This is a genomic window from Actinophytocola algeriensis, from assembly GCF_014203735.1.
Taxonomy (GTDB): Bacteria; Actinomycetota; Actinomycetes; order Mycobacteriales; family Pseudonocardiaceae; genus Actinophytocola; species Actinophytocola algeriensis.
Genome location: NZ_JACHJQ010000005.1, coordinates 799755 through 824645, shown reverse-complemented (window position 1 = coordinate 824645; position 24891 = coordinate 799755). Strand labels below are relative to the sequence as shown.

Below are 24891 nucleotides of genomic sequence, written 5' to 3'. Positions count from 1 at the left end.
GCTCGAGTTCAGCCGCTTTCGCGGAGCTTGCGGAGTGAGACGACGTGCTCTGTGGTGAGCAGCCCGGCGAGGCGGGTGGTCGACCGGCCGTCGTGGTAGGGCACCACCACGACCTCGCCGCCCCAGCCACGCACCAGCTCGGTCTCCGGCAGGGTCTCCGGGGTGTAGTCGCCGCCCTTCACCCACACGTCCGGGCGCAGCTCGGCCAGCACGCGCTCCGGGGTGTGCTCCGCGAAGACGACGACCTGGTCCACGCAACCCAGCGCGCGCAGCACCTCCGCCCGGTCGGCCTCCCCCGTCAACGGCCTGTCCGGTCCTTTGAGCGCACGCACCGACTCGTCGGAGTTCATGCACACCACCAGGCAGTCGCCGAGGCCGCGGGCCGCGGTCAGGGTCCTGATGTGCCCGGCGTGCAGCAGGTCGAAGCAGCCGCCGGTGGCGACGACCGTCCCACCGCGGGCACGCACCGACGCGACCAGCTCGCGCGCCGCGGCGATGTCACTGTCCTCTTCGGACCGTACCGTGGCGAACGCCCCGCCGGTGATGTCGGCGGCACCGCCGTCGGCGACGAACCGGGCCGCCGCGGCCACGGCGTGCGCGACCGCGGCGGCCACGGTGTCGTGCCGCATCAGCCCGGCGGTCACCGCCACCGCGAACCGGTCACCGGCACCACAAGGGTCGGCCGCGGCGACCGGCGGCGCCGGGACCAGCGTCGTCCCGTCCGCGTCCGCGACCAGCGCGCCTCGGCTGCCCAGCGTCACGGCCACGGCATCCGCCCGCCACCGCGCCCGCAGCATCGACGCGGCGGCCCCGGCCGCCGCCACACCGTCCCCGGACTGCCCGCACATCCGCTGGGCCTCGTCCAGGTTCGGCGTCACGAGCGTGACGCCGTGCACCGGCGGCGCGCCCCGCGGATGGGGGTCCCACACCACGGGCACGCGGGCGGCCACCTCGGTGAGCACGTCCCGCAGCGCCGGGTCCTCGGTCAGGCCGCGGCCGTAGTCGGACACCAGCACCGCGTCGGCGGACTGGAGCGCGGCGAGCATCTCGGCGGTGACCGTCGGCTTCCCCGCGCGGGTGCGGTCGATGCGGGCGAGCGTGTGCCCGTCCGCCCGCACCCTGGTCTTCACCGGCGTCGGCGTGTTGGCCGGTCCGGCGACGACCGGTATCCGCCCGAGCTGCGTGCGCAGCACCGCGCTCTCGTCGTCGTCGGCGAGCGCGGTCACGAGCGTGACCGGCTCACCGGCGCGGGCCGCGAGCAACGCCGCGAGTCCGGCACCACCCGGGCGCGGCCTGCGCGCGTCCTCGTCCACCACCAGCGCAGGCGCGTCCGGGCACACCCGCTGCACCGAGCCGACCAGGTCGATGTCGAGGAGGCTGTCGCCCACGATCACCAGACCCTGTACCTGATGATTGGCTCCGCGAGCTCCGCCCGGTACCTGGTGGTTCGCTCCGCGAGCTCCGCCCGGTACCTGATGGTTCGCTCCGCAAGCTCCGCTCACGACACCCTCCTCACCGGCTCTGCCAGCGCGGCCTCGAACGCGGCGCACACGAGGTGCACGGCGATCAGGTGCGCCTCCTGCACGGTCGCGGTGCACCCGGGGACGGCCAGCACGTCGTCGGCGCGGTCGGCCAGCGGGTTGGGCGCGGGGCCGGTCATGGCGAGCACCGTCACGTCCCGTTCCCGGCCGGCGTCGGCGGCACGCAGCAGGTTCTCGCTGCGGCCGCTGGTCGACAGCAGCACCAGCACGTCGCGGGGCCGCGCGTGGGCGTGCACCTGCCGGGCGAACGCGTCCGCGTAGCCGTAGTCGTTGCTGATCGCGGTGAGGCTGGAGGTGTCGGCGTGCAACGCCACCGCCGCGTACGGAGGCCGGTCGGCGTCGAACCGCCCGACCAGCTCGGCGGTGAGGTGCTGTGCCTCGGCGGCCGAGCCGCCGTTCCCCGCGGCGAGCAGCCGCGCACCGTCGGGCAACCGCTCGGCGAGCAGCCCGCCCCAGCGCGTGAACCGGTCGGCCTCGCCGCGCAGCACCCGCACCACGCGCTCGACCTCCGTGAGCCGGTCGACGGTCCTCATCGCGCCGCGCTCCCCGCCGCCACACCGGTACTGGTGAGGTCGGCGCAGCGCAGGTACTCCCGCACGCACTCGGCGGCGATCCGCTGCCACGGGTAGCGCGACTCGGCGCGTTCCCGGCCGGAGCCGCCGAGGAACGACCGGCGGACCGGGTCGGCGAGCAGCAGCCGCAGGGCGGTGGCCAGCGCGGCCGGCCTGCGCGGCGGCACGAGCTCACCCGTCACGTGCTCCACCACCGTGTCCATCAGCCCGCCGACGCGGGTCGCGACCACCGGCACCCCGCACGCCATCGCCTCGAGCGGCACGATGCCGAACGGCTCGTACCACGGCACGCACGCCACCACGTCGGCCGACCGCAACAGTGCCGGCATCCGGTCTCTCGGCACCTGCCCGGCGAACCGCACCCGGTCGGCGACCCGCAGCCGCTCGGCCAGCGCACGCAGCCGCCCGGCCTCCGGATCGTCGGCCAGCCGGGCGCAGACCGGGCCTCCCGCGATGACCAGCTCGGTGTCCGCGACCCCGGGGAGTGCCGCGATCAGGTCCGCGAAACCCTTGCGTGGCACCAGTCTCCCGACGCTGACCACCCGGTGCGGCAGCCGTGTCGGCGCTCGCTCACCCTCGGGGCCGAACTGCGTGCAGTCCACCCCGCACGGCACGACCGACGCCCGCTCCCTCGGCACACCCATGCGCGCGAGCTCGTCCACCTCGTCGGCGCACGTCGCGATGATCCCGGCCGCGGCACGGCCGATCATCCGCTCGATGCCGATGCGCTGCGGCGGGCTGGTGTCGTCCCCGCCCTGGTGGCGCCGCTTCACCGTGCCCAGCGCGTGGTAGGTGTGCAGCACCGGGATGCCGTGCCGGCGGGCGGCGACGACCGCGACGAGACCGGACATCCAGAAGTGCGAGTGCACCACGTCCGGCCGGTCGGTCCGCCAGGCGCGGTCGACGAACCTGGTGAACTCGCCCATGTGCGGCAGCAGCTCGTCCTTCGGCACGGGTCTGGCCGGACCTGCCGGGACGTGCACCACGCGGTAGCCCTGCGGCGTGACGAGGTCGGACTGCTCGGGATGGTCCCGCCGCGTGTAGACGGTCACGTCGTGCCCGGCCGCGACGAGTGCCGCGGACAACTCGGCGACGTGCAGGTTCTGCCCACCCGCGTCGACCTCCCCGAGGGCGGCGACCGGGTTGGCGTGTTCGGAGATCATGGCGATGCGCATGTCGTGGGTGTCCCATCGAGGAGTGTGTTGACGGCGGCCAGCACGTCGTCGGCCGTCACGGAGGTCAGGCACGGGTGCCCGGGCAAGGGGCACTCGCGTGCCCGCGTCGACCGGCACGGCGCGGTCTGGTCACCGAGCAGCGCGGTCGGCACGCGGTAGGGCGCCCAGCGCACGGCGGGCACGACCGGTGAGAACAACGACACCACCGGGGTGCCGACGGCGGCGGCGAGGTGCGCGGGCCCGGTGTTGCCGACGATCACGACGTCCGCGGCCGCGAGGACCCCGGCGAGCTCCGCGAAGCCGGTGGCGCCACCGAGGTCGGTGCCCTCGGTACCCGCCACCTCGGCGGTCAGGTCCTTCTCCCCCGGCCCGCCGGTGACCAGCACGCGGTGGCCGTCGGCGGTGAGCGCACGCACGGCCTCGGCGCACCGGTGGGCGGGCCAGCGCCGGGCAGGCACAGTGGCGCCCGGGTGCAGCACCAGGTAGGGGCCGCGCCCGGTCAGGTGCGTCATGTCCGGCGGCGCGTGCACCCGCAACGCGCCGTCGTCGCCGTCGGGCAGGTGGCAGCCTGCCGCGTTCGCCACGGCGAGCGCACGCTCCGGTTCCGGTGCGTCGTCGGTGAAGTCGAGGTCGGGGCGCAGTCGGACGTCGAGCAGCGTGCCCGGGTAGTCCGCGGAGATGCCGGCGATGGCCGGCACCCCGGCCATGCGCAGCACCAGCGCGAGCGGCAGGCAGGACTGGTGCGCGGAGGTGAGGATCAGCGCCAGGTCGTAACCCGCGGTGGCGAGCCTGCCGGTGAGCGCCCGCACCTCGTCGGGGTGGACCGGGCCGGGATGGGCCGCGATCCACGGGCACGACCACACGATCGTGTGATTCACACCGGGCAGCAGCTCGGCGGCCTGCGCGCCCGCCGGGCCGCACAGCAACGTCACGTCGTCCGCGTGCGCCGCCGCCGCGCGGATCGCGGGACCGGCGAGCAGGACGTCTCCGTCGCTGTCGAGGCGCGCCACCAGCACCTTCGTCACGTCCGCACCCCCACCAGCAGCTCGACCGCCAGTTCCGCGGCGGTGACCAGGTCCGGTGCGAGGATCGGGGCGGCGGCCACCTCCTCCCGCCGGGTCACCGGCGTCGGCACGAGGATCGGGGTCGCGCCAGCCGCGGTGGCCGCACCGACGTCGGCGCCGATGTCACCGATGACGACGACCGACGCCGGCCGCACGCCGAGCGCGGCACACGCCGCGAGCAGCATGCCCGGCGCGGGCTTGCGGCAGCCGCACCCGTCCTCGGGGAGGTGCGGGCAGTACCGGATGTCGTCGAACGGCCCGAGCAGGCGAGCCACCCGTTCGTGGACACGGTGGACGTCTTCATCGGTCAGGAGCCCTCGGCCCACTCCGGACTGGTTGCTCACGATGCCGAGCCGGATTCCGTTGTCCCGCAGCAGATCCAGCGCGGCGGCGGCACCCGGCACCGGCGCGACCAGTTCGGGATTCCCGTTGTAGGGCACGTCTTCCACCAGCGTGCCGTCCCGGTCGAACAACACGGCGCGTGCCTCGTCAGCCGCTTTCACGGGGGCAGATTTGCCGTGCGCCCCAGACGTAAACCAGAGGGTAGCAACTACTACTCACCGCGACGAAAGCCACGAGAACCCCCGTGAGATCACCAAAACCGCGTCCGGCTCACGTGCATGCCGGCCTCGTCGCCGGGTATACGCCTCCGTGGCTCGTGCACCGCGAAGGTTCGGCGAACGCGGGAGGGGTGCGGGCCGCCCGACCGGGTGGCCGGTCGGCCCCGACGTCATCCGGAGGTCACGATGAACACCGCGGCGATCCGCGACATGGCCCTCGCGCACGGCCCCTTCGCATCGGTATACCTGCCCTCGGACGTCGGCGGGCCGGGCTGGCCGGTCCTGCGCCGCACGCTCGCCGCGCAGGACACCCCGGAGGAGATGCTGGCGGCACTCGACGACGCGCTGAGCCACGACGGCCCAGCCGAGGGGGGCCGCGCACTCATCGTGACCCCGTCGGGCGTCCTGGTCGACGGCCCGCTCACCTGGTCACCACGCGCCCCGATCGCACGGCTGTCCGATCTGCCCTACCTCCTCCCGTTGGTGCCGAGGCACCCGGTGCACGCCCCCTCCGCGGCACTCGTCGCGGCAGGAGGCGCCGACAGCGGTCCGGACCCGGCGGACCGGACGATGTTCGACCAGTTCCTGTTCGAGTCGTCCCGGCCGGAAGGTCCGGTGGTGCAGGGAGTCGCGCGGTGCGCGGCGGCACTGCGCGACCACAACGCGGACGCGCTGGTCATCGCCGAGGGCGCACTGGCCGACCGCACCGTGTGGGTCGGCGGCACCCACCGCGACCAGGTCACCGACGACCACGCCGACCTGCGTGCGGTCGGCATGCCCGCCAGCTGCCAACGCGCGGACGAAGCCCTGCCGATGGCCGCTCTCGCGATCGGCGCGGACATCCTGGTCGCCGAGGACGTCTCGCTCGTCGACGGGATCGGCGTGCTGCTGAGCCATCCCTGAGACATCGCGGCACCTCACGGACTGTCCGGTTCCCGGAGCCGGCCGTCAGGCGTTCTGCGCGCCGCTCCACACGTCGTAGGCGACCTGGCCGTAGTAGCTGCCCGCGCGGCCGCGGCGCCGTAGCTGCCGAAGAACGTGCCCACCTGGTAGGCCCAGCCCGCCGACCGCCAGTGCCACCAGCCGTGTAGCGCGTTGCCAGCGTTGTAATCCGGCGCGTAGCGGAAGTGTTGTGGACATCCCTTGTCTTGGGCACCGTGCCGGGCACGGCCGGGCCGTCGGGTTTCGGCACCGCCCGTGCCGCCCCCGAGGTCGGCACCGGCACCGGTTTGGCGTTCGCGATCCGTTCCGGCGTCCAGTACGCGGCCCTCCGCTCGGCGGACATGTGGTTGACGGTCACGCCCCGTCCGTGACAGAACCGGACAGTACCGCCCGGTCAGCCGCTGACCAGTGGCAACAGGTTCGGCCGCCACACGCCGTCGTGCTCCCGCGCGGTCCGGAGCCGCTCCTCCGGCACCTCGCCGTAGGTGGTCGTCCGCTGCCGGGCAGGGCGACCTGCCGACGCGGCGAGCGCCTCCAGGCCCGCGATCGTCTTGTAGCTGCCGTTCTCCGACCCGGCCATGCGGCTGATGGTCTCCTCCATCAGCGTGCCGCCCAGGTCGTTGACACCGCCGCGCAGCACGTCGACCACGCCCTCGTCGCCGAGCTTCACCCACGACGTCTGGATGTTGTCGATCCGGCCGTGCAGCAACAACCTGGCGAGCGCGTGCACGGCGCGGTTCTCGAGGTACGTCGGGCCCGGCCGCGCGATGCCCGCGAGGTAGAGCGGCGCGTTGGTGTGGACGAACGGCAGCAGCACGAACTCGGTGAACCCGCCGGTGCGTTCCTGCAGGTCGCGGATCAGCTTGAGGTGCGCGACCCAGTGCGACGGGTTGTCCACGTGCCCGTACATCATCGTGGACGTCGTGTTGATGCCCAGCTCGTGCGCGGTGGTCACGACCTCGACCCACGACGCCGTCGGCAGCTTGCCCTTCGTCAGCACCCACCGCACGTCGTCGTCGAGGATCTCCGCCGCCGTGCCGGGCAGCGAGTCGACGCCTGCCTCGTGCGCCGCGGTCAGCCAGTCGCGGATGGACATGTTCGTCCGCGACGCACCGTTCACGACCTCCATCGGCGAGAACGCGTGCACGTGGAGCCCCGGCGCGCGTTTCTTCACCTCGGCCGCGATGTCGAAGTACGCGGTGCCGGGCAGGTCCGGGTGGATGCCGCCCTGCATGCACACCTCGGTCGCACCGACCGCCCACGCCTGCTCGGCCCGCTGCCCGACCTGGTCGAGCGAGAGCGTGTAGGCGTCGCTGTCGGTGCGGCGCTGGGCGAACGCGCAGAACCGGCAGCCGGTGTAGCAGACGTTCGTGAAGTTGATGTTCCTGGTGACCACGTAGGTCACGTCGTCGCCGACGGTGTCGCGGCGCACGTCGTCGGCGAGCGCGGCGAGGGCCTCGATCTCGTGGCCGTGCCGCGCGGACAGCAGTGTCAGCGCGTCCTCGTCGGACAGTCCGGCCGGGTCCGCCTCGGCGTGGCGTAACGCGGTCGCGAACTCACCGCGCGCACGTGCACCGGGCGACGGGGAGACACCGGGACCGACCTGCTGGCGCAGTTCCTCCCAGTCGCCGTAGACGGAGTCGAAGTCGTCGCGGCGGTCGGCCGTGCGGCCCTCGGTGTCGATCGACGCGTGCAGATCGGTGCGGCCGGAGGAGACGAGCGCGACCTCCGGCTCCTGCCAGGGCCTGCCGGTGATCACCGCGGCCGGGTCGGCGAGCCCCTGTGCGTCGGCCAGCGCGGCCACGTGCGGCATGACGCGCGGGTCCAGCCACGGCTCGCCCCGCGTCACGTACTCGGGGTAGACCGGCAGCCGCTCGGCCAGTTCGAACCCGGCCGCCCGCGTGTGCTTCTCCAGCTCGTCCAGGTGCGGCCACGGCCGCTCCGGGTTGACGTGGTCGATGGTCAGCGGCGACACGCCGCCCCAGTCGTCGATGCCCGCGCGCAGCAGCAGCTCGAACTCGCCCGCGATCAGGTTCGGCGGCGCCTGGATGCGCATCTTCGGGCCGAGCACGAGCCGGGCGACCGCGACGGTCGCCGCCAGCTCGTCCGCTTCCACGTCCGGCGTGCCGCGCATCGCGGTGTCCGGCTTCGCGCGGAAGTTCTGGACGATGACCTCCTGGATGCCGCCGTACTGCCGCGCCACCTTGCGGATCGCGAACAGCGTGTCGACGCGCTCGGCGAGGGTCTCGCCGATGCCCAGCAGGAGGCCGGTGGTGAACGGCACGGCCGAGCGGCCCGCGTCCTCCAGCACCCGCAGCCGCACCGCGGGTTCCTTGTCCGGCGAGCCGTAGTGCGGGCCGCCGGGCTCGGACCACAGCCGGGTCGCGGTGGTCTCCAGCATCATGCCCATCGACGCCGACACCGGCTTCAGCCGCTGGAAGTCCTGCCAGGTCAGCACGCCGGGGTTGAGGTGCGGCAGCACCCCGGTCTCCTCGAGGATCTTGATCGAGATCGCGCGCACGTAGGACAGCGTGTCCGGGTAACCGGCTTCCTCGAGCCAGGTCCTGGCCGCCTCCCAGCGCGCCTCGGGCTTGTCGCCGAGCGTGATCAGCACCTCGCGGCACCCGGCCGCGGCGCCCTTGCGGGCGATGTCGAGCACCTCGTCCTCGGACAGGAACGCCGAGGGCAGCCTGCCCGGCACGGTCGCGAACGTGCAGTAGTGGCAGCGGTCGGCACACAGCCTGGTCAGCGGCACGAACACGCTGCGGGAGTAGGTGATCGTCCGCTCCCGGCCGACGGCCGCGAGGCCCTGGTCCCGGACCCGCGACGCCGCGTCGAAGAGCGCCTCGAGCTGTTCACCCCTTGCGTGCAGAAGGGTCTCGGCCTCGGTCGCGTCGAGCGCGACACCATCCCGCGCCCGGCGCAGTGCCCGCCGGATCGCGGTCTCGTTCGGTACGAACCCCTCCACAAGCTCCCCTTCCACCGGCGGCTCAGTCCCCAAGCTAGCCGCCACCCATGACAGTCACGCACGTGATGGTCATCCCAACCTCGCGGGTGGACGGATCATTCCGACCAGTTCGGAGTTGAGGAGGATCCGCGTCCGTCCACACGAACAGCGCTGGTAGAGCACCCAGCCCTCACTCGTGGCATGACTGGACGTGGTCCGGAAGCGGTGTGTGGCGGCCATGACCGCCAGTCTGCTGTAATGGTCCTGTGCATTTGAACCCTTACGGTGAGGATCCGGTCCGGCTGGCCGTCGACCTGGTCCTGCGGCAACCGCGCTCCGCGGCAGACCTGGGCAGGCGATGCGCCTCGGCGGGGGTCGTGGTCGACGCGCGCCCCACCGACGACGACCTGCACGAGGTCGAGCGGTTCCTCGCGCGCTGGCTCGGGGTGGTCGACGCGGCGACGACCGAGCAGCGCGCCGAGCGCCTCAACGTACTGCTCGCACAGTCCTCGGCGTACCCGAGGCTGTCCGACCACGCGGGCGACGGCTGGCACATCCACTACCGCGACGCCGACCTCGCGCTCGGGGGTGTGCTGCGTGCGCTGATCAGCGTCGGCACCGCACTGCACCTGACCGGCCGCGGCATGACCCGGCTGCGCCGCTGCGCGCTCGACGAGTGCCGTTCCCCGTTCGGCGACTTCAGCCGGGGCGGCCGGCAGCGCTACTGCTCCCCCGGCTGCGCCAACCGCGACGCGGTGCGCCGCCACCGCGCGAAGAAGTCCGCGTAGGCCGTTCGCGCGGGGTGTCCAGAGTGGGCTGGTCGACCGGCGATGCCCAAGGCTGGCCGGTGTGGTGGAGACGCCGTTCCCCCGCGCCCGCCTGGCTCCGGTCGTTCACTCGTTGGGGTGAGAATCAGCGATTGAACATCGTCCGGCGTGCTCAGCCGCCCGGACACGGCCCGAACGTGAGATCCGCTCAATAGACTGGTCCTCGTGCCAGTGCGGAAGTCGAAGACAGGAAGAACCCAACAGGAACGCAGCGCGGCGATGCGGCGCAGGCTGCTCGACGCGACCGTCGACTGCCTCGTGCGGTACGGCTACGCGGGCACGACCACCACCCGGGTCACCGAGCTGGCGGGGGTCACGCGCGGGGCGCAGGTGCACCACTTCCCCACCCGCTCCGACCTCGTCGCCGCCGCGGTCCGCCACCTCGCGGAGAAACGCGCGGAGCTGGCGTTCGAGAAGATCGACGCGGTCCGCACCGCACCCGACCCGCTCGACGCGGCGCTGGAGCTGATCTGGGAGGTGCACCAGGGCCCGGTCCTGTACGCCACGATGGAGATCTGGGTCGCGGCCCGCACCGACCCTGAACTGCGTGAGCAGATGACGAGGGTGGAACCAGCGGCACGCGCGTCGCTCATCGAGTTCACGGAGGCGGCGTTCGGCGAGTACGCGGGCAACCCCCGGTTCCGGCACGTCCTGTACACGGCCATGGACGCGGTCCGCGGCATCCTGCTGATGGGACTGTCCGATGAGGACCCGGTGATCACCGGGCGCCGGTGGCACCGCGCGAAGACCGACCTCCGCGACCTGATGGACGCGGTCCTGCCGGGGAGTTCCGCTACGGGCGCATGAGCGGCGCGAGGTAGGCGCGGGCGAATGCCCGCACCTGTTCGTCGCTCTCGAGCGGGATCGCGCTCTCCGGCATCAGCGTGAAGGAGATCGCGAGGCGCACGAACAACTCCGCGACGCCCTCCGGGGTCCGGTCGCCCACCGGCGCCCTGGATCCGCCCTGCACCACCAGGAACTCCCGGGCCGCGGCGACCACGAGTGCGCCGTTCGTGGTCAGGTACGGCAGCAGCGCCTCCGGGTCGGAGGCGAGCAGCCGGTTCAGCAACCGGTCGGCACGCGCGTACCGCACCCCGACGACGAACCCCTCCACGAGCCGGTCCTCCACAGTGGACACACCGGCGACCGCGCCGGCGATGCTGCCGAAGAACCTGCGGGACTCCCGCACCAGCACGGCCTGCACGAGCGCGTCCTTGCCGTCGAAGCGGCGGTACAGCGTCGCCCGCGACACCCCGGCCCGCTTGGCGACCACGTCCACGGTCGTGCGCCGCAGGCCGTAGGCGAGGAACTCCTCCAGCGCGGTGTCCAGGATGGACTCGCCGACCTCGTCGGTCGACGGGTCGGCCAGCACCAGCTCCAGCAGCGAGGTCATCCCAGCGGACCGGCTCCCGCGCGCCGGTAGCCCGCCCGCGCCCGCGCCGTGTACCGCACCCGCGCGGGCAGCAGCGGCCAGGCGCGGCGGATCGCGGTGCGCAGCGTGCGGTGGCGCCGCTCGTCGCGGTCGGTCCACGTCTCGCCGATCATCTCCCGCACCACGGGTGGCAGCGTACCGACCGAATGCCACCACAACGGTTTCGCCGTCGGCTTGCGCGCGATCCGGTACAGGAACGCGGGCACGAGCGGGAACGTCGCAGGCGGTTCCTTGGCGAACGTGATCAGTCCGCGCGCGGCGGGCGTGATCTCCAGGCGGTTCCGGCACATCTCGTCGAACCACGCCTGGAAGCTCGGGAAGTCCGGCGGCACCAGCCGGTCGCTCACCCCGTACGCCCGGTAGGCGCCGCGGCCCTCCTAGTACAGCTGCTCCTTCTCCGCCTCGGTCATCGGGTGGTCGAACAGGTCGATCATCTGGAACAGGGCGTCCCAGATCGTGGCGTGGGCCCAGAAGTACGTCTCGGGGTCGAGCGCGTGGTACCGCCTGCCCTGTGCGTCGGTGCCCTTGATGTGCGTGTGGTAGTCGCGGATCTTCTGCGCGGTGGCGGCACCGTCCGGGTAGTCGAACGTGACGCCCTGGATCTCCGGCACCGACCGCAGCACCCGCTCCCACGGCTCGTTGAAGAAGTCCGAGTGGTGCTCGACGCCCGCGCCGAGGCCGGGGTGCATGAGCTGCAGCAGGCCCGCCTTCACCAGCAGCAGGTAGCCGCGGACCTCGCCCGCGTACCGCCAGTGCAGCGTCCCGGGCCCGGGCGCACCCAGCGCCGGTTCGGTCCGTACCACCTCGGTCATGCCCGCTCCTGAGTCGATGAGACAGTTCTGAATCTTTGTATCACGGGTCCATCGCGGCCGGAAAGACCTACGCTGTGCGCGTGGACCTGGAGCTGCGGCACCTGAAGGTGGTCTGCGCGATCGCCGAGCACGGCAGCGTCACCAGGGCGGCCGCGCACCTCGGGCTCGCCCAGCCCGCGCTGACCGCCCAGCTCAACCGCATCGAGCGGGCGCTGGGCGGGCCGCTGTTCGACCGCGACCACCGCGGCGCGCGGCCCACCGCGCTCGGCGAGCTGGTGCTGTCCCGCGCGAAGGTCGTGCTGCCCGCGGTCGCCGACCTGCGGCACGAGGCGGCGCGGCTCGCGAGCACGCCGGTCACCGCCATCCGGTACCGCATCGGCTCGGTCGGCAACTCCATGGTCAGCGGGCTGATGCGACGGCTGTCGGAGAGCAGGCCGGACACCAGCGTCACCACGCAGGCGTCGTGGTCGGCGCTGGAGCTGACCGAGCTGGTGTCGGCGGGCAGGCTGGACTTCGCGATCATCGGCGTCTGCGGCGACGCGCCACCGCCACCCGGCCTGGAGTGGCGGCTCGTCGCGGTCGACGCGGTGGGGGTGCTGCTCGCGAGCGACCACCCGCTGTCGGGCGGGGACGAGGTGGACCTCGCCGACTTCGCCGCCGCGCGGTGGGCCGCCACCCCGGGCGACGGGTGTTTCGCCGACTGCTTCGCCGCGGCGTGCGCACGGGCCGGTTTCACCCCGGAACCCATGTACGAGACGGACCTGCGGGTCTGCCTGGACCTCGTGACGAGCGGGCAGGCCGTCGCGCTGTGCCAGCCCACGTTCCGGGAACAGCCGGACGTGCGCGGCTACCCGTTCGCCAGCGCACCGCTGCGGTGGCGCCACCTCATCGGCTGGCATCCCGACGCACCGGCGGACGGCGTCGCCCCGCAGGTGCACGAGTACGCGCGCGAGGCGTACCGCGACTCGCTGCGGCACAGCCCGTCCTACGCGGGCTGGCTCGCCCGGCACCCCGAGTTCGGTGCATAAGACGGGCGTTATGGCCCAACTGGTATGTCCCCGGACGTCCTGATCCGACCTAGCGTTTCCCTTGTTGATCCACCCTGCTTTGCGATGTCAAGGGAGACACCGGAACATGGATCGAAGACTCCGTTCGGGCATCTTCGTCGCGGCCCTGATCACCGGGCTCGCGACCGCGCCCGCCGCGACAGCCGCACCGCCGCCCGCACCGTCCACCGACGGCATGCTCGCGGCGATGCAGCGCGACCTCGGGCTCACCGCCGACCAGGCGACGACCCGGCTCGCGACCGAGAAACGTGCCAACGCCACGAACCTGGTGCTGCGCAAGGATCTCGGCGACACCTACGTCGGCGGGTGGCTCGCCGACGGCGAGCTCGTCGTCGCGGTCACGTCCACGGCGGCGGCAGGCGAGGTGCGCTCGCGGGGCGCCGCCGCCCGCGTGGTGGCACGCAGCGAGAAGGCACTCGACAATGTGCGCTTCTCCTTGGACCGCAACAAACTCCGCGCGCCGAAGACCGTGCCGGGCTGGTACGTGGACACGCCGTCGAACACCGTCGTCGTGCTGTCCCGCGCGGACGCGACCGCCGCCGCGTGGCGGTTCGTGCGGTCCGCCGGGGTACCTGAGAACGCGGTGCGGGTGGTGGCGTCCGACGAGTCGCCGCGGCCGCTCATCGACGTCGTCGGCGGCAACGCGTACTACATCGGGTCGGGCACCCGCTGCTCGGTGGGTTTCTCGGTGCAGGGCGGGTTCGTGACGGCCGGGCACTGCGGCCGCACGGGCGCGACGACCACGCAGCCGAGCGGCCGGTTCGCCGGGTCGAGCTTCCCGGGCAACGACTACGCGTACGTGCAGGTGAACGCGGGCAACACCCCGGTCGGCGCGGTCAACAACTACGCCGGTGGCCGGGTGGCGGTGGCCGGTTCGCAGGACGCGGCGGTCGGGTCGACCGTGTGCCGGTCCGGCTCGACGACCGGCTGGCACTGCGGCTCGATCCAGGCCCGCAACGCGTCGGTGACCTACCCGGAGGGCACGATCACCGGGCTGATCAGGACGAACGTGTGCGCCGAGCCCGGTGACTCCGGCGGATCGCTCGTGGCTGGCAGCCAGGCGCAGGGCGTGACCTCCGGCGGTTCTGGCAACTGCCGCTCCGGTGGGACGACGTTCTTCCAGCCGGTCAACGAGATCCTGCAGGCCTACAACCTGACGCTGGTGACCGACGGCGGCGGCGAGCCCCCTGGCGGCGAGTGCGAGGGGTCGATCACCGGGAACCTGGCGTCTGGCGCGAGCGCCATCCAGCCGAACGGCGGCTACTACCAGTCGACCGGCGGCGGCGCGCACACCGGCTGCCTCGACGGCCCGTCCGGCACCGACTTCGACCTGTACCTGCAGAAGTGGAACGGCGCGTCGTGGACGGACGTCGCGAGCGCGACGAGCCCCAACCCCGACGAGACGCTGACCTACAACGGCACCGCGGGCTACTACCGCTACCGCGTGCACGCGTACAGCGGCTCCGGCACCTACACCCTGGGGTACACACGCCCATGACCGTGGTCGACGTCGACCGGCTGGTCGACGACCTGGCCGACGTCGTCCACGGCGTGGTGCGGGCGGTGGCGTGCACAGCGGATGGCACGCCACTCGCCACCTCGGCCGGCCTGCCGCCGGCTCAGGCGTCCCGGCTGGCGGCCCTCGCCGCCGGGATCGCCGGGCTGGCGGCGGGCACCGCCGCGGTGCTGGGCGCGACCCGCGTGCACTGCACGACGATCGAGATGGCACAGGGCGCACTGGTCCTGACCACCTTGCCGGACGGCACCCACCTGGCGGTGCTGACGATCCGCGAGTGAGGCGTGCCCCGGGGGTCGGCTTCCGGCCCCCGAGATCCACGCTACCGGGCACCACCGACAGAACCGACCGCCGCGCGACGAGGTTGTGGACAGTCGCTCTCGCTGTGGACAACCGGGGCCGAGCGCGACGGCGATGTCGGTGCCGTCCGGTAGCGTGGTTCGAGGGGGCCGGAGGCCACGCCGCGCACGCCCGCGACCGGCGGAACACGCGCGGGCTTGCGAGTCGGCGCCCCGTCGCGGGCACCCGGGCATCCAGCGATCGACGATGTCAGGGGTCGGCCAACCCCATGCCTCGGCCTCAGCTGCTGTAGTCGTAGAAGCCGCGGTTGCTCTTCTTGCCCAGCAGACCCGCGTCGACCATGCGCAGCAGCAGCGGCGGCGGCGAGTACAGCGGCTCCTTGAACTCCGCGTACATCGACTCCGCGATCGCCTTCGTCGTGTCCAGGCCGATGAGGTCGGTGAGCGCGAGCGGGCCCATCGGGTGGGCGCAGCCCTGCACCATGCCCGTGTCGATGTCCTCCGGCGACGCGAAGCCCGACTCCAGCATCCGGATCGCCGACAGCAGGTACGGCACCAGCAGCGCGTTCACCACGAAGCCCGCGCGGTCCTGGGACAGGATGACCTGCTTGCCCAGCTTGCCCTGGGCGAACGCCTGCGCCCGCGCCTTGGTGTCCTCGCCGGTCAGCAGCGACGGGACCAGCTCGACGAGCTTCAGCACCGGCACCGGGTTGAAGAAGTGGATGCCGATGACCTGCTGGGGCCGCGACGTCGCCATGCCGAGCTTCATGATCGGGATGGACGACGTGTTCGACGCGAAGATCGCCTCCGGCGCGGTGACGATCTTGTCCAGCGACGTGAACACCTCGGTCTTGGCCTGCTCGTTCTCCGCGACCGCCTCGATCACCAGCTGGCGGTCGGCGAAGTCGGCGAGGTCGGTGGTGAACCGGATGCGCGCCAGCGCCGCGTCGCGCTCGTCGCCGGCGAGTTTGCCGTTGCGCACGGCCCTGGCCAGCGACTTCTCGACGCGTGCCTGGCCGGCCTTCAGCGCGTCCTCGGACGCCTCTGTGACGACCACGTCGAGCTCGGCGCGTGCGCTCACCTCGGCGATGCCCGATCCCATGAGGCCGCACCCGACCACGCCTACCCGCTCAATGCCGCTCAAGACCGCTCCTCGCAGGCTCCGAGCGGCCGCTCGCGGTCGCCCTGTACCCGATCGTTCGCTCCGCAAGCTCCGCTCACAGTCTCTCCCCTACACGTTCCGCCGGTACTGGCCGCCCACCTCGAAGAACGCGTCGGTCACCTGGCCGAGCGTGCACACCCGGGCGGCGGCCATCAACTCACCGAACACATTACGGTCCTCCGCCACCGCGACGCGAAGCCGCCGCAGTGCCTCCTCGGCCTCGGACTTGTGGTCGGCCTGGTACGCCCTGGTCCGCTCCACCTGTGACCGCTTCTCGTCCTCGGTGGCCCTGGCCAGCTCGATCGTCGGGTCCTCGCCTGCGCCCTCCCCGTCCTTCGACGGCAGGAACGTGTTCACCCCGATCAACGGTAGCGAGCCGTCGTGCTTGCGCTGCTCGTAGAGCATGGACTCGTCCTGGATTCGACCGCGCTGGTAGCCGGTCTCCATCGCGCCCAGCACGCCACCGCGCTCGGACAGCCGCTCGAACTCGACGAGCACCGCCTCTTCGACCAGGTCGGTCAGCTCGTCGATGACGAACGAGCCCTGCAGCGGGTTCTCGTTCTTCGACAGGCCCCACTCCTTGTTGATGATCAGCTGGATGGCCATGGCCCTGCGCACCGACGACTCGGTCGGGGTCGTGACCGCCTCGTCGTAGGCGTTGGTGTGCAACGAGTTCGCGTTGTCGTACAGCGCGCACAGCGCCTGCAGCGTGGTGCGGATGTCGTTGAAGTGCATCTCCTGCGCGTGCAGCGACCGGCCGGAGGTCTGCACGTGGTACTTGAACTTCTGCGACCGCTCGTTCGCGCCGTACCGCTCGCGCATCGCGACCGCCCAGATCCGGCGGGCCACCCGGCCGATCACGTTGTACTCGGCGTCGAGGCCGTTGGAGAAGAAGAACGACAGGTTCGGCGCGAAGTCGTCGATGTGCATGCCGCGGGCGAGGTAGGACTCGACGTAGGTGAACCCGTTGGCCAGCGTGAACGCCAGCTGGCTGATGGGGTTCGCCCCGGCCTCCGCGATGTGGTACCCGGAGATCGACACGGAGTAGAAGTTGCGGACCTTGTTGGCGATGAACCACTCCTGGATGTCCGCCATCATCCGCAGCGAGAACTCGGTGGAGAAGATGCAGGTGTTCTGGCCCTGGTCCTCCTTGAGGATGTCGGCCTGCACGGTGCCGCGCACGTTGGCGAGCGCCCACGCGGCCAGCTCCTGGCGTTCCTCCTCGGACGGCTGCCTGCCGTGCTCGGCGACGTACTTGTCGACGGTCTGGTCGATCGCGGTGTTCAGGAAGAACGCGAGGATCGTCGGCGCGGGGCCGTTGATGGTCATCGACACCGACGTGTTCGGCGCGGTCAGGTCGAAGCCCTCGTAGAGCGCCTTCATGTCGTCGAGCGTCGCGATCGACACGCCAGAGGTGCCGACCTTGCCGTAGATGTCCGGCGGGGTGTCGGGGTCGTGCCCGTACAGGGTCACCGAGTCGAACGCGGTCGACAGGCGCGTCGCGTCCGAGCCCTCCGACAGGTAGCGGAACCGCCGGTTGGTGCGGAACGCGTCGCCCTCACCGGCGAACATCCGGGCCGGGTCCTCGCCGTCCCGCTTGAACGGGAACACGCCTGCCGTGAACGGGAAGTAGCCCGGCAGGTTCTCCTTGCGCAGGAAGCGGAGCAGTGAGCCGTCGTCGTCGAAGCGCGGCAGCGCGACGCGGGGCACGCGGGTGCCGGACAGCGTCTCGCGCCACAGCTGGGTGTGCAGCTCCTTGTCGCGGACCCGCACGACCAGTTCCTCGCCCGCGTAGTCCCCGGCGAGCGTGCGGTGCCGGTCGAGGAGGTCCTCGGTGTCGCGGTCCACGCGGCGCTGCGCCTCGGTGACCAGCTTGTCGAGGTCGTCGGTGGTGGCACCGGCACGCTCGAGCGCCTGCCTGGCGTGGTCCAGCGCGGCGCGCTCCCGGACCGCCGCCACCTGCTCGTCAGTCTCTTTGTGATACCCACGGACCGTCTCGGCGATCTCCGCGAGGTAGCGCGTGCGCTGCGGCGGCACGACGGTCGCGGCGCGCGTCGACACCCTGCCGTCGACCGGCGCCAGGGTCGGCTCGCCGACCGGCAGGCCGCTTTCGGCGAGCAGGTCGCGCAGGTGGTGGTAGAGCGCGGTGACGCCGTCGTCGTTGAACGTGGCCGCGCTGGTGCCGTAGACCGGCATGTCCTCCCAGGACACGCCGAACGCCTCGCGGTTGCGGACCAGCTGGCGCGCCACGTCACGGCGGGCGTCCTCGGCGCCGCGGCGCTCGAACTTGTTGATGGCGACGACGTCCGCGAAGTCCAGCATGTCGATCTTCTCGAGCTGGGACGCCGCACCGAACTCCGGCGTCATCACGTACAGCGAGGAGTCGACGAACGGCACGATCGCCGCGTCGCCCTGCCCGATGCCCGGCGTCTCGACGATCACCAGGTCGTTGCCCGCGGCCTCGCAGGCGGCGATCGCGTCGGTCAGGCCTTCCGGGACCTCGGTGACCGCGCCGCGGGTGGCCATGGAGCGGAAGAAGACCTGGGCGCCGTCCTGGACGCCGCCGCTGCCCGCGATGCCGCCGAGCGAGTTCATGCGGATCCGGTCGCCGAGCAGCGCCCCGCCGCCGCGGCGACGGGTGGGGTCGACGGCGAGTACCGCGATGCGCAGCTTGTCCTGCTGGTCGACGCGGAACCGGCGGACCAGCTCGTCGGTGAGCGAGGACTTGCCGGAGCCGCCGGTGCCGGTGATGCCCAGGACCGGCACGCGCCGCGCGGCCGCGGCCTCGCGGATGGCGGTGAGGGTGTCACCGGAGAGGCGCCCGGCCTCGATCGCGGTGATCGTGTGCGCCAGGGTGTCCAGCCCGCCGGCGATGATCGCCTCGCGCGTGGGCTCCGGCCGGTCGGCGAGGTCGTGGTCGCACGCCTCGATCATGGTGTTGATCATGCGCGCGAGGCCGAGCCGCTGGCCGTCCTCCGGGGAGAAGATGCGCGCCACACCCCGTTCGTGCAGCAGGGCGATCTCCTCGCGGACGATGACCCCGCCGCCCCCGCCGTAGACCTTGATGTGGCCCGCGCCGTGCTCGTTCAGCAGTTCTACGAGGTAGCTGAAGTACTCGACGTGGCCGCCCTGGTACGCGCTGATCGCGATGCCCTGGACGTCCTCCTGGATCGCGGCGCGCACGACCTCGCGGACCGACCGGTTGTGGCCGAGGTGGATGACCTCGGCGCCCTGCGACTGCAGGATCCGGCGCATGATGTTGATCGCCGCGTCGTGCCCGTCGAACAGGCTGGCCGCGGTGACGAACCGGACGGGGTGCTCCGGCCGGTACAGCGAGGTCTTGTCGGGCATGTAAATAGTTTGACGTCCTACTTTTGGATGTGCAACCGATGTGGCGCAGCTCTCCCTGAATGTGATATCCCACCTGCGCAGATGTCCACTGGAACACCCATGGAGCGTTAAGTGCCGGTGCCCGAACCAGTCCAACGAATGCTCGACGACGACCTGGCGAGCCGCTCACTGGGCATCACCCTCACCGACGCGGGCCCCGGCCACGCGACGGTCCGCATGACGGTCACCGACACCATGGTCAACGGCCACGCCCTCGCCCACGGCGGCTACGTGTTCCTGCTCGCGGACACCGCGTTCGCGTGCGCCTGCAACAGCCACGGCCCGGTCACGGTCGCCGCGGGCGCCGACATCACGTTCGTGGCCGCCGCCCACCTCGGCGACGAACTGACGGCCCGCGCGGAAGAACGCACCACCTACGGCCGCAGCGGCATCTACGACGTGACGGTCACCCGGGGGGACCAGGTCATCGCCGAGTTCCGCGGCCGCAGCCGCACGTTGCGCTCAGGAACCGAGTAGTCCGGAAGCCAGGGTCTGCACAGCCTTGGCCAGGCGGTCGGTCTCGCCGCGTTCCAGCAGGCGGAGGATAGGATCGCTCTGCAGGCCCGCCAGCAGGAGGCCCGCCAGCAGTTCCGCGTCCAGCGCCGGGTCGGCTTCCCGCAACAGCCTCGTGATGTGGCCGTGCCACGACTGGTAGAGCGGGTGCTCGCGGGCCGGGCCGTCGTGGGGTTTCGGCATCGACGCGACCTCCGCGCCCAGTGCCGCCATCAGGCGCTTGTTGCGGCCGACGACCTCCACCACCGCCGCCAGGAAGGCCATCAGGCGGTCGCGGGCGGAGCACCCGGGCCCAGCGGCGGCTCGCCGGTGCGGACCGGCTCCGGCCCTGAAGTGCTGAAAGTCGAGGAGGCCGACGTCCCGGTACCCGGCGAGGGGCAGCTCCGCGTCCGCGTGGCGGCGATCGGGGCCAACTTCGTCGACGCCGCGTGGCCGCCGAGGTGCCCGACGACCTCGACGACGCCGCCGCCAGCCTGCTGCCCAGCCCGGCGCCCGTCGCGCTGCGCGTGCTGCGCGCCGGGCAGCTCAAGGCCGGGGAGACGGTCCTGGTGCACGCCGCCGCCGGCACGATCGGGCACATCGCCACGCAGCTCGCCAAGCTCGAGGGCGCCGGCACGGTCATCGCCACCGCCGGGTCCGCCGCGAAGCTCGACTTCGCCCGCGCGCACGGCGCGGACGTGGCCGTCGACTACACCCGCGACGGCTGGGCCGACGAGGTCCGGGCGGCGGCCCCGGGCGGTGTCGACGTGGTCCTCGACTCGGTCGGCGGCGCCATGCTGCGCCAGAGCATCGATCTGCTCGCACCGTTCGGCCGGGTCGTCGCCTACGGGGTGGCGTCCGGCGAGTTCGGCGACGTGCCGGTGATGGACCTGGTGCGGCTGCGCACGGTCACCGCGTTCTCGCTGCTGGCCTGGCGCGCGGCCGCACCGGAGCCGGCCGCGGCCGAGGTCGCCGAACTGACCGGCCACTTCGCCGCCGCGCGGCTGCGCGCGTCCGTCCACACGCGACTGCCGCTCGACGAAGCCGTTGCCGCGTACCGGATCCTCGACAGCCGGGCACAACTCGGCCGGGTGCTGCTGATCCTCTGACCTCACCTGAGCGCGAGGAACACCACGCCACCGACGACCGGCCCGAGCACCGCGCCGACCACCACCTGCGCGAGCGTGTGGTCCTCGACCACCACGCGCGACCAGCACACCAGCGCGAGCGCGGGCACGAGCAGCAGGTACCACGGCCCGTACAGCAGCACGATCGTCCCGAGCGCGCCGCCCGCGACCGTCGCGTGCACGGACACCTTCCACCACCTGGTGATCACGAGACACGCCAGCAGCGTGACGACCATCGACCAGGCCAGTGCCAGCACGTCCCCCGGCGCGGTGCCGACGAGCATGAGCGCGAGCCCGACGAGGGTCGACACGAGGATCAGGAGGAACGGCACCATCCTGCGCTCGCGTTCCCGCACCCAGTGCCCTTCCCAGCGGCCGCCCCGGGCGCCGCGCACCACGATCGCCATGGGGATCGCGCAGTAGAACACCGTCACGAGCAACCCCCAGAGCACGGTCCCGAGGACGTCGTGGGCGGTGCCGTACCACGCGACGGCGAACGACAGCAGCGGCACGATCACGGCGGGCGAGAGCACCTCGGTGACCAGGCGCGCGAGGCGGAGCGGCAGACTGGGGGTGACGGTCGTGTCCACGCACCAATCCTCGCAGGACGGCCCGCCGGACAACGGGGCGACTGGAAGGAGAACCATGAAGGTTGGGGAACTCGCACCGGACTTCGAGCTGCCGGACGAGACCGGCACGACCCGCGCGCTGCGGGAGTTCCTCGAGACCGGCCCGGTGGTCCTGTTCTTCTACCCGGCCGCGATGACCAAGGGCTGCACCGCGGAGAGCTGCCACTTCCGCGACCTCGCCGCCGAGTTCGCCGCGGTCGGCGCGCACCGCGTCGGCATCAGCCCGGACGCCGTGGACAGGCAGGCCGAGTTCAGCGAGAAGCACGGGTTCGACTACCCGCTCCTGTCCGACGCCGACGGCGCGGTGGCGACCGGGTTCGGGGTGCGGCGCAGCTTCGGCCCGCTGCTCACGCGCAGGCAGACGTTCGTGATCGACACCGACCGCAAGGTCATCGAGGTCATCAAGAGCGAGCTGCGGATGGCGGTCCACGCCGACCGCGCGCTCGCGGTGCTGCGCGCCCGCGCGGCCTGAGCGAACAGCGATCCCCCGGGTCGCGCGCGACCCGGGGGATCCACTGTGGACTAGTTGGAGATCACGTCCGGCGGGATCGGCGTGTCCTCCTTCAGCGCGGTGAACAGCCGCTGAGACTTGTCCGGGTCCCACGTGTGGGCGCTGGAGTCGGTCACCGGCATCGTGGTCGCCACCGTGCCGCCGTCGGAGATGCCGCGCATCGCGAAACCGAGGCTCGCGAGGTGCCACAGGTGGTCTTCCTCGTCGACGGTCAGCGCGTCGGTCGCCTCGCCGAGCATCGGGAACAGCGTGAACGGGTTGAGCAGCGACCCGGGGCTCGCCATCTCCCCCGCCAGCGCGCCGATGAACTTGCGCTGGTTCACCACGCGGTCGAGGTCCGACCGAGGGGTGGCGTCCGACTTGCGCATGCGCACGAACGCGAGCGCCTGCACGCCGTCCAGCTTCTGGTGGCCTGCCGGGATGACCGCGCCGGTCTGGTTGTCGCGCATCTCCTCCGGGATGTCCATCTCGACCCCGCCGACCGCGTCCACCATGCCTGCGAAGCCCAGGAAGCTGATCTCCGCGTAGTGGTCGATCCGCAGGCCGGTGTTGGCCTCGACGGTCTTCACCAGCAGCGGCGCCTCACCGAGCGCGTACACGGCGTTGATCTGCTTGGTGCCGTGGCCGGGGACCTCCACCCGCGAGTCCCTGGGCAGCGACAGCAGCGTCGGCGGCGTGTCGTTGTCCGGGATGTGCGCGACCATGATCGTGTCGGTGAGCTTGCTGGTCGGGTCACCGGTGGTGTACTTGGCCTTCTCCTCGTCGGTCAGCCCTTCGCGGCTGTCCGAGCCGACGATCAGCCAGTTCGTGCCGGCCGCGGCGGCCGGACGGCCCGGGTAGTCCTCGATGGCCGCGATGCGGTTGAGCGAGGTGTCCATCCAGAAGAACCCGACGCCGAGCAGCAGGAGCAGCACCAGGAACGTGATCCCGATCCGGCGGCCCCAGCGGGGGCGGCGGCGTGGTCTGCGCGGTGGTGGCGGTGGGTAGCCCTCGTCGCCCGCCGGTGGCGGCGGCTGGCGGTAGTCGTCACGTCTCGGTGGCGGCCCGTAGTTCGGCGGCTGCTCCTGCGCCGGCAGCGGCAGCATCCGAGTCTGGTGGTAGGCCGGCTTGCGGCTCCCACCCTGCGGTGGCCCGTAGCCGGGGCCGCGACCCTGACCAGGCGGCGGACCAGGCCGTCGACGTGGCGGTGGCTGGTAACTCATTTCCCCACCCTTCCGTTTCGAACAGAGACGTGGGGACCCGCACCCAGGTTGCGCAACACGGAGCACACCGTACGAGACCGTGATCAGACGGGCACACGGAGTCCGGCAGGCGCCGGTTTCGCCAGTGCCTCGGTGATCTCGCGGTCGAGGTCGACGACACCCAGCACCCCGAGTGTGAACCGCCTGACCAGCGACGTCCATTCGCGGTACCGGCGCAGCAGCGCGTGCCCCTCACCGAGGACGTCGAACCTCGCCACCGCGTCGGTCACCTCCTTGGCCCGCTCGGCGTAGGTGTAGGACAGCGCGGGGTCGGTCATCCGGTCGCGGTCGCCGTGCGCGATGAGCACCGTGCGGTCCGCCAGCTGCCCGACCGGCTCACCGGCCGGGGTCCAGGGCGCGAGCGCGCACACCCCGGCCACGGCGCGGTCGTCGGCGACCCGCAGCGCGACGCGGCCGCCCATGGAGTGCCCCACGAGCGCCACCGGAATGTCCGGGTGCGCCTGGTGGAGCCGTTCGAGGGCCCAGCGCGCGTCGGCCACCGGGTCGAGGTCCGGCGCGTTCCAGCCGCGGTAGCGGTTGCACAGCTGCCACACCGCGACACCGGGCGCGCGTCGCAGGTCCCGCGCGAACGGGATCATCCGCACGTACGCCGGATGCCACGGCGCCGAGGGCGCCGTGCTGTTCTCCTGACCGCCGTGGAGCACGAGCACGGCGGCACGCACATCCGCGCCCGTCGCACCCAGCTTCCGCAGCCGAGGCTCTGTCACCGACCACTCCCCTTGTTCTCAGCGCTGTTCACGAACGCGTCGATCCCGTCCAGCACCCGTTCGAGGCCGAACTCGAACTCGTCCTCCCAGCTCAGCTCGTCGTCGCGCCAGACGGCGGCGAGGGCGGGGAACCGCTCGGCGTCCAGGTGCTCGTCGAGCAGCGGCGCGAAGTCGCGCCAGAACTGCTCGTCGGACACGCCGGACCGCTGCTCGAACCGCACGTTGTCGGCGAGCTGCCTGGCGCGGCCCTGCACGTAGCTCACGACGAGCCCGACCACGGCCATCATCTGCCCGGGCGAGAGGCCGATCCCGGAGATCATGCGCAGCAGCGCGTCCAGTGCCGCTGTCTGGTTCGGGCCCATCAGCCCCCGGGAGATCGAGGCCTCCAGCAGCCACGGGTGCCGCCGGTAGCCCGCGAGGCCTGCCCTGGCGAAGGCCGCGAGGCTCGCGCGCCAGCCCGCCGGGTCGGGTTCCGGCGGGCCGTGCTCACCCATCGCGGTGTCGAGCATCAGCTCGAACAGCTCGGTCTTGCCGGGCAGGTAGCGGTAGAGCGACATGGTGCCGACACCGAGCTCGTCCGCGACGCGGCGCATCGACAGGGCCGCCAGCCCCTCGGCGTCGGCGATCTCGATGGCCTTCGCCACGATCGAGGCCACCGTCATACCTGGTTTTCGACCCCGGGTCGGCGCCGGTTTGGTCCCCCACAGCAATGCCATGGTCTCGGCCGACGCGGCGCCGCCGCCGAAGCTCGCGGCCTGGTCGTCCTCGGTGGTCTCGTCGGTCGTCATCGTGCCGCCATCGTAGGTGCTACTGTTTTATGCGTACAGCGTACCCATTTTTGGAAGTCCCCGTTGGAG

The 24891-nt window shown here is 72.1% G+C and carries 25 protein-coding genes and 1 pseudogene; 10 read left to right on the top strand and 16 right to left on the bottom strand.

From position 1 onward, the window contains the following. Positions 1-8: 8 nt before the first annotated feature. From rfaE2 to FHR82_RS26505, 5 genes are all read right to left on the bottom strand, one after another. Complete coding sequence (gene rfaE2 / locus FHR82_RS26525; protein ID WP_311771288.1) at positions 9-1388, bottom strand: D-glycero-beta-D-manno-heptose 1-phosphate adenylyltransferase; 1380 nt, start codon at positions 1386-1388, stop codon at positions 9-11. Between the two features lie 110 nt (positions 1389-1498). Next, positions 1499-2074: a D-sedoheptulose-7-phosphate isomerase gene (locus FHR82_RS26520; protein ID WP_184813180.1), complete on the bottom strand. Its 576-nt coding sequence runs from the start codon at positions 2072-2074 to the stop codon at positions 1499-1501. After that, positions 2071-3288, bottom strand: coding sequence for a glycosyltransferase (locus FHR82_RS26515; protein WP_184813179.1), 1218 nt, complete (start codon positions 3286-3288; stop codon positions 2071-2073). The genes FHR82_RS26520 and FHR82_RS26515 overlap by 4 nt, the downstream gene beginning before the upstream one ends. Then, positions 3273-4313 (bottom strand): glycosyltransferase family 9 protein, encoded by a 1041-nt coding sequence (locus FHR82_RS26510; protein ID WP_311771287.1) that lies wholly within the window; start codon positions 4311-4313, stop codon positions 3273-3275. The genes FHR82_RS26515 and FHR82_RS26510 overlap by 16 nt, the downstream gene beginning before the upstream one ends. Continuing rightward, on the bottom strand, positions 4310-4855 hold the full coding sequence (locus tag FHR82_RS26505; protein ID WP_184813178.1) for a D-glycero-alpha-D-manno-heptose-1,7-bisphosphate 7-phosphatase: 546 nt from the start codon (positions 4853-4855) through the stop codon (positions 4310-4312). Before FHR82_RS26505 ends, FHR82_RS26510 begins: the two co-directional genes overlap by 4 nt. A 243-nt stretch (positions 4856-5098) precedes the next feature. Between FHR82_RS26505 and FHR82_RS26500 the strand changes: the two genes are divergently transcribed. Then, the gene (locus FHR82_RS26500) at positions 5099-5815 is read left to right on the top strand and encodes a hypothetical protein (RefSeq protein WP_184813177.1); all 717 of its coding nucleotides are present in this window, start codon (positions 5099-5101) and stop codon (positions 5813-5815) included. A 45-nt stretch (positions 5816-5860) separates the two neighbouring features. Here the strand turns inward: FHR82_RS26500 and FHR82_RS26495 are convergent, their stop codons facing one another. Beyond that, positions 5861-6052: a hypothetical protein gene (locus FHR82_RS26495; protein ID WP_184813176.1), complete on the bottom strand. Its 192-nt coding sequence runs from the start codon at positions 6050-6052 to the stop codon at positions 5861-5863. Positions 6053-6060: 8 nt separating this feature from the next. On the opposite strand from FHR82_RS26495, the gene FHR82_RS26490 reads away from it, so the two are divergent. After that, positions 6061-6225 (top strand): hypothetical protein, encoded by a 165-nt coding sequence (locus FHR82_RS26490; protein WP_184813175.1) that lies wholly within the window; start codon positions 6061-6063, stop codon positions 6223-6225. Positions 6226-6248: 23 nt separating this feature from the next. On the opposite strand, the gene FHR82_RS26485 is transcribed toward FHR82_RS26490, so the two are convergent. After that, complete coding sequence (locus FHR82_RS26485; RefSeq protein WP_446471813.1) at positions 6249-8792, bottom strand: bifunctional FO biosynthesis protein CofGH; 2544 nt, start codon at positions 8790-8792, stop codon at positions 6249-6251. A 275-nt stretch (positions 8793-9067) separates the two neighbouring features. Here FHR82_RS26485 and FHR82_RS26480 point away from each other — a divergent pair, with 275 nt between their 5' ends. Continuing rightward, complete coding sequence (locus tag FHR82_RS26480; RefSeq protein WP_184813173.1) at positions 9068-9589, top strand: CGNR zinc finger domain-containing protein; 522 nt, start codon at positions 9068-9070, stop codon at positions 9587-9589. Between the two features lie 204 nt (positions 9590-9793). Continuing rightward, positions 9794-10435, top strand: a complete 642-nt coding sequence (locus FHR82_RS26475; protein WP_311771285.1) for a TetR/AcrR family transcriptional regulator — start codon at positions 9794-9796, stop codon at positions 10433-10435. Here FHR82_RS26475 and FHR82_RS26470 read toward each other — a convergent pair. Both FHR82_RS26470 and FHR82_RS46445 read right to left on the bottom strand, forming a co-directional pair. After that, complete coding sequence (locus FHR82_RS26470; protein WP_184813172.1) at positions 10422-11021, bottom strand: TetR/AcrR family transcriptional regulator; 600 nt, start codon at positions 11019-11021, stop codon at positions 10422-10424. The genes FHR82_RS26475 and FHR82_RS26470 overlap by 14 nt on opposite strands. Next, a pseudogene (locus tag FHR82_RS46445) lies at positions 11018-11872 on the bottom strand (oxygenase MpaB family protein). Before FHR82_RS46445 ends, FHR82_RS26470 begins: the two are co-directional and overlap by 4 nt. Before the next feature lie 80 nt (positions 11873-11952). On the opposite strand from FHR82_RS46445, the gene FHR82_RS26455 reads away from it, so the two are divergent. From FHR82_RS26455 to FHR82_RS26445, 3 genes are all read left to right on the top strand, one after another. After that, complete coding sequence (locus FHR82_RS26455; RefSeq protein WP_184813169.1) at positions 11953-12900, top strand: LysR family transcriptional regulator; 948 nt, start codon at positions 11953-11955, stop codon at positions 12898-12900. 106 nt (positions 12901-13006) lie between these two features. Continuing rightward, the gene (locus FHR82_RS26450; protein ID WP_221464243.1) at positions 13007-14437 is read left to right on the top strand and encodes a S1 family peptidase; all 1431 of its coding nucleotides are present in this window, start codon (positions 13007-13009) and stop codon (positions 14435-14437) included. Next, positions 14434-14736 (top strand): roadblock/LC7 domain-containing protein, encoded by a 303-nt coding sequence (locus FHR82_RS26445; RefSeq protein WP_184813168.1) that lies wholly within the window; start codon positions 14434-14436, stop codon positions 14734-14736. Before FHR82_RS26450 ends, FHR82_RS26445 begins: the two co-directional genes overlap by 4 nt. A gap of 298 nt (positions 14737-15034) precedes the next feature. Here FHR82_RS26445 and FHR82_RS26440 read toward each other — a convergent pair whose 3' ends face one another. Continuing rightward, complete coding sequence (locus FHR82_RS26440; protein ID WP_184813167.1) at positions 15035-15898, bottom strand: 3-hydroxybutyryl-CoA dehydrogenase; 864 nt, start codon at positions 15896-15898, stop codon at positions 15035-15037. 87 nt (positions 15899-15985) lie between these two features. After that, positions 15986-19267 (bottom strand): fused isobutyryl-CoA mutase/GTPase IcmF, encoded by a 3282-nt coding sequence (gene icmF, locus FHR82_RS26435; protein WP_184813166.1) that lies wholly within the window; start codon positions 19265-19267, stop codon positions 15986-15988. Positions 19268-19405: 138 nt separating this feature from the next. On the opposite strand from icmF, the gene paaI reads away from it, so the two are divergent. Continuing rightward, positions 19406-19783 (top strand): hydroxyphenylacetyl-CoA thioesterase PaaI, encoded by a 378-nt coding sequence (gene paaI / locus FHR82_RS26430; RefSeq protein ID WP_184813389.1) that lies wholly within the window; start codon positions 19406-19408, stop codon positions 19781-19783. Here paaI and FHR82_RS26425 read toward each other — a convergent pair. Beyond that, a complete protein-coding gene (locus tag FHR82_RS26425; protein ID WP_184813165.1) occupies positions 19769-20083 on the bottom strand; it encodes a hypothetical protein in 315 nt (104 codons plus the stop codon). The two genes, paaI and FHR82_RS26425, sit on opposite strands and share 15 nt — an antisense overlap. Positions 20084-20247: 164 nt before the next feature. On the opposite strand from FHR82_RS26425, the gene FHR82_RS26420 reads away from it, so the two are divergent. Next, positions 20248-20907 carry a quinone oxidoreductase family protein gene (locus FHR82_RS26420; RefSeq protein WP_221464242.1) on the top strand — a complete coding sequence of 220 codons (660 nt, stop codon included), beginning with the start codon at positions 20248-20250 and terminating at the stop codon, positions 20905-20907. A 2-nt stretch (positions 20908-20909) separates the two neighbouring features. Here FHR82_RS26420 and FHR82_RS26415 read toward each other — a convergent pair whose 3' ends face one another. Next, the gene (locus FHR82_RS26415; protein WP_184813164.1) at positions 20910-21515 is read right to left on the bottom strand and encodes a hypothetical protein; all 606 of its coding nucleotides are present in this window, start codon (positions 21513-21515) and stop codon (positions 20910-20912) included. A 55-nt stretch (positions 21516-21570) separates the two neighbouring features. On the opposite strand from FHR82_RS26415, the gene FHR82_RS26410 reads away from it, so the two are divergent. Beyond that, a complete protein-coding gene (locus FHR82_RS26410) occupies positions 21571-22026 on the top strand; it encodes a peroxiredoxin (RefSeq protein ID WP_184813163.1) in 456 nt (151 codons plus the stop codon). Positions 22027-22076: 50 nt separating this feature from the next. Here FHR82_RS26410 and FHR82_RS26405 read toward each other — a convergent pair whose 3' ends face one another. The 3 genes from FHR82_RS26405 to FHR82_RS26395 all read right to left on the bottom strand — a co-directional run bounded on the left by FHR82_RS26405 (position 22077) and on the right by FHR82_RS26395 (position 24822). Further along, a complete protein-coding gene (locus FHR82_RS26405; protein WP_184813162.1) occupies positions 22077-23150 on the bottom strand; it encodes an LCP family protein in 1074 nt (357 codons plus the stop codon). 200 nt (positions 23151-23350) lie between these two features. Then, positions 23351-24034, bottom strand: a complete 684-nt coding sequence (locus tag FHR82_RS26400; protein ID WP_311771284.1) for an alpha/beta hydrolase — start codon at positions 24032-24034, stop codon at positions 23351-23353. Beyond that, positions 24031-24822, bottom strand: a complete 792-nt coding sequence (locus FHR82_RS26395; RefSeq protein WP_184813161.1) for a TetR/AcrR family transcriptional regulator — start codon at positions 24820-24822, stop codon at positions 24031-24033. The genes FHR82_RS26400 and FHR82_RS26395 overlap by 4 nt, the downstream gene beginning before the upstream one ends. Positions 24823-24891 lie beyond the last annotated feature (69 nt).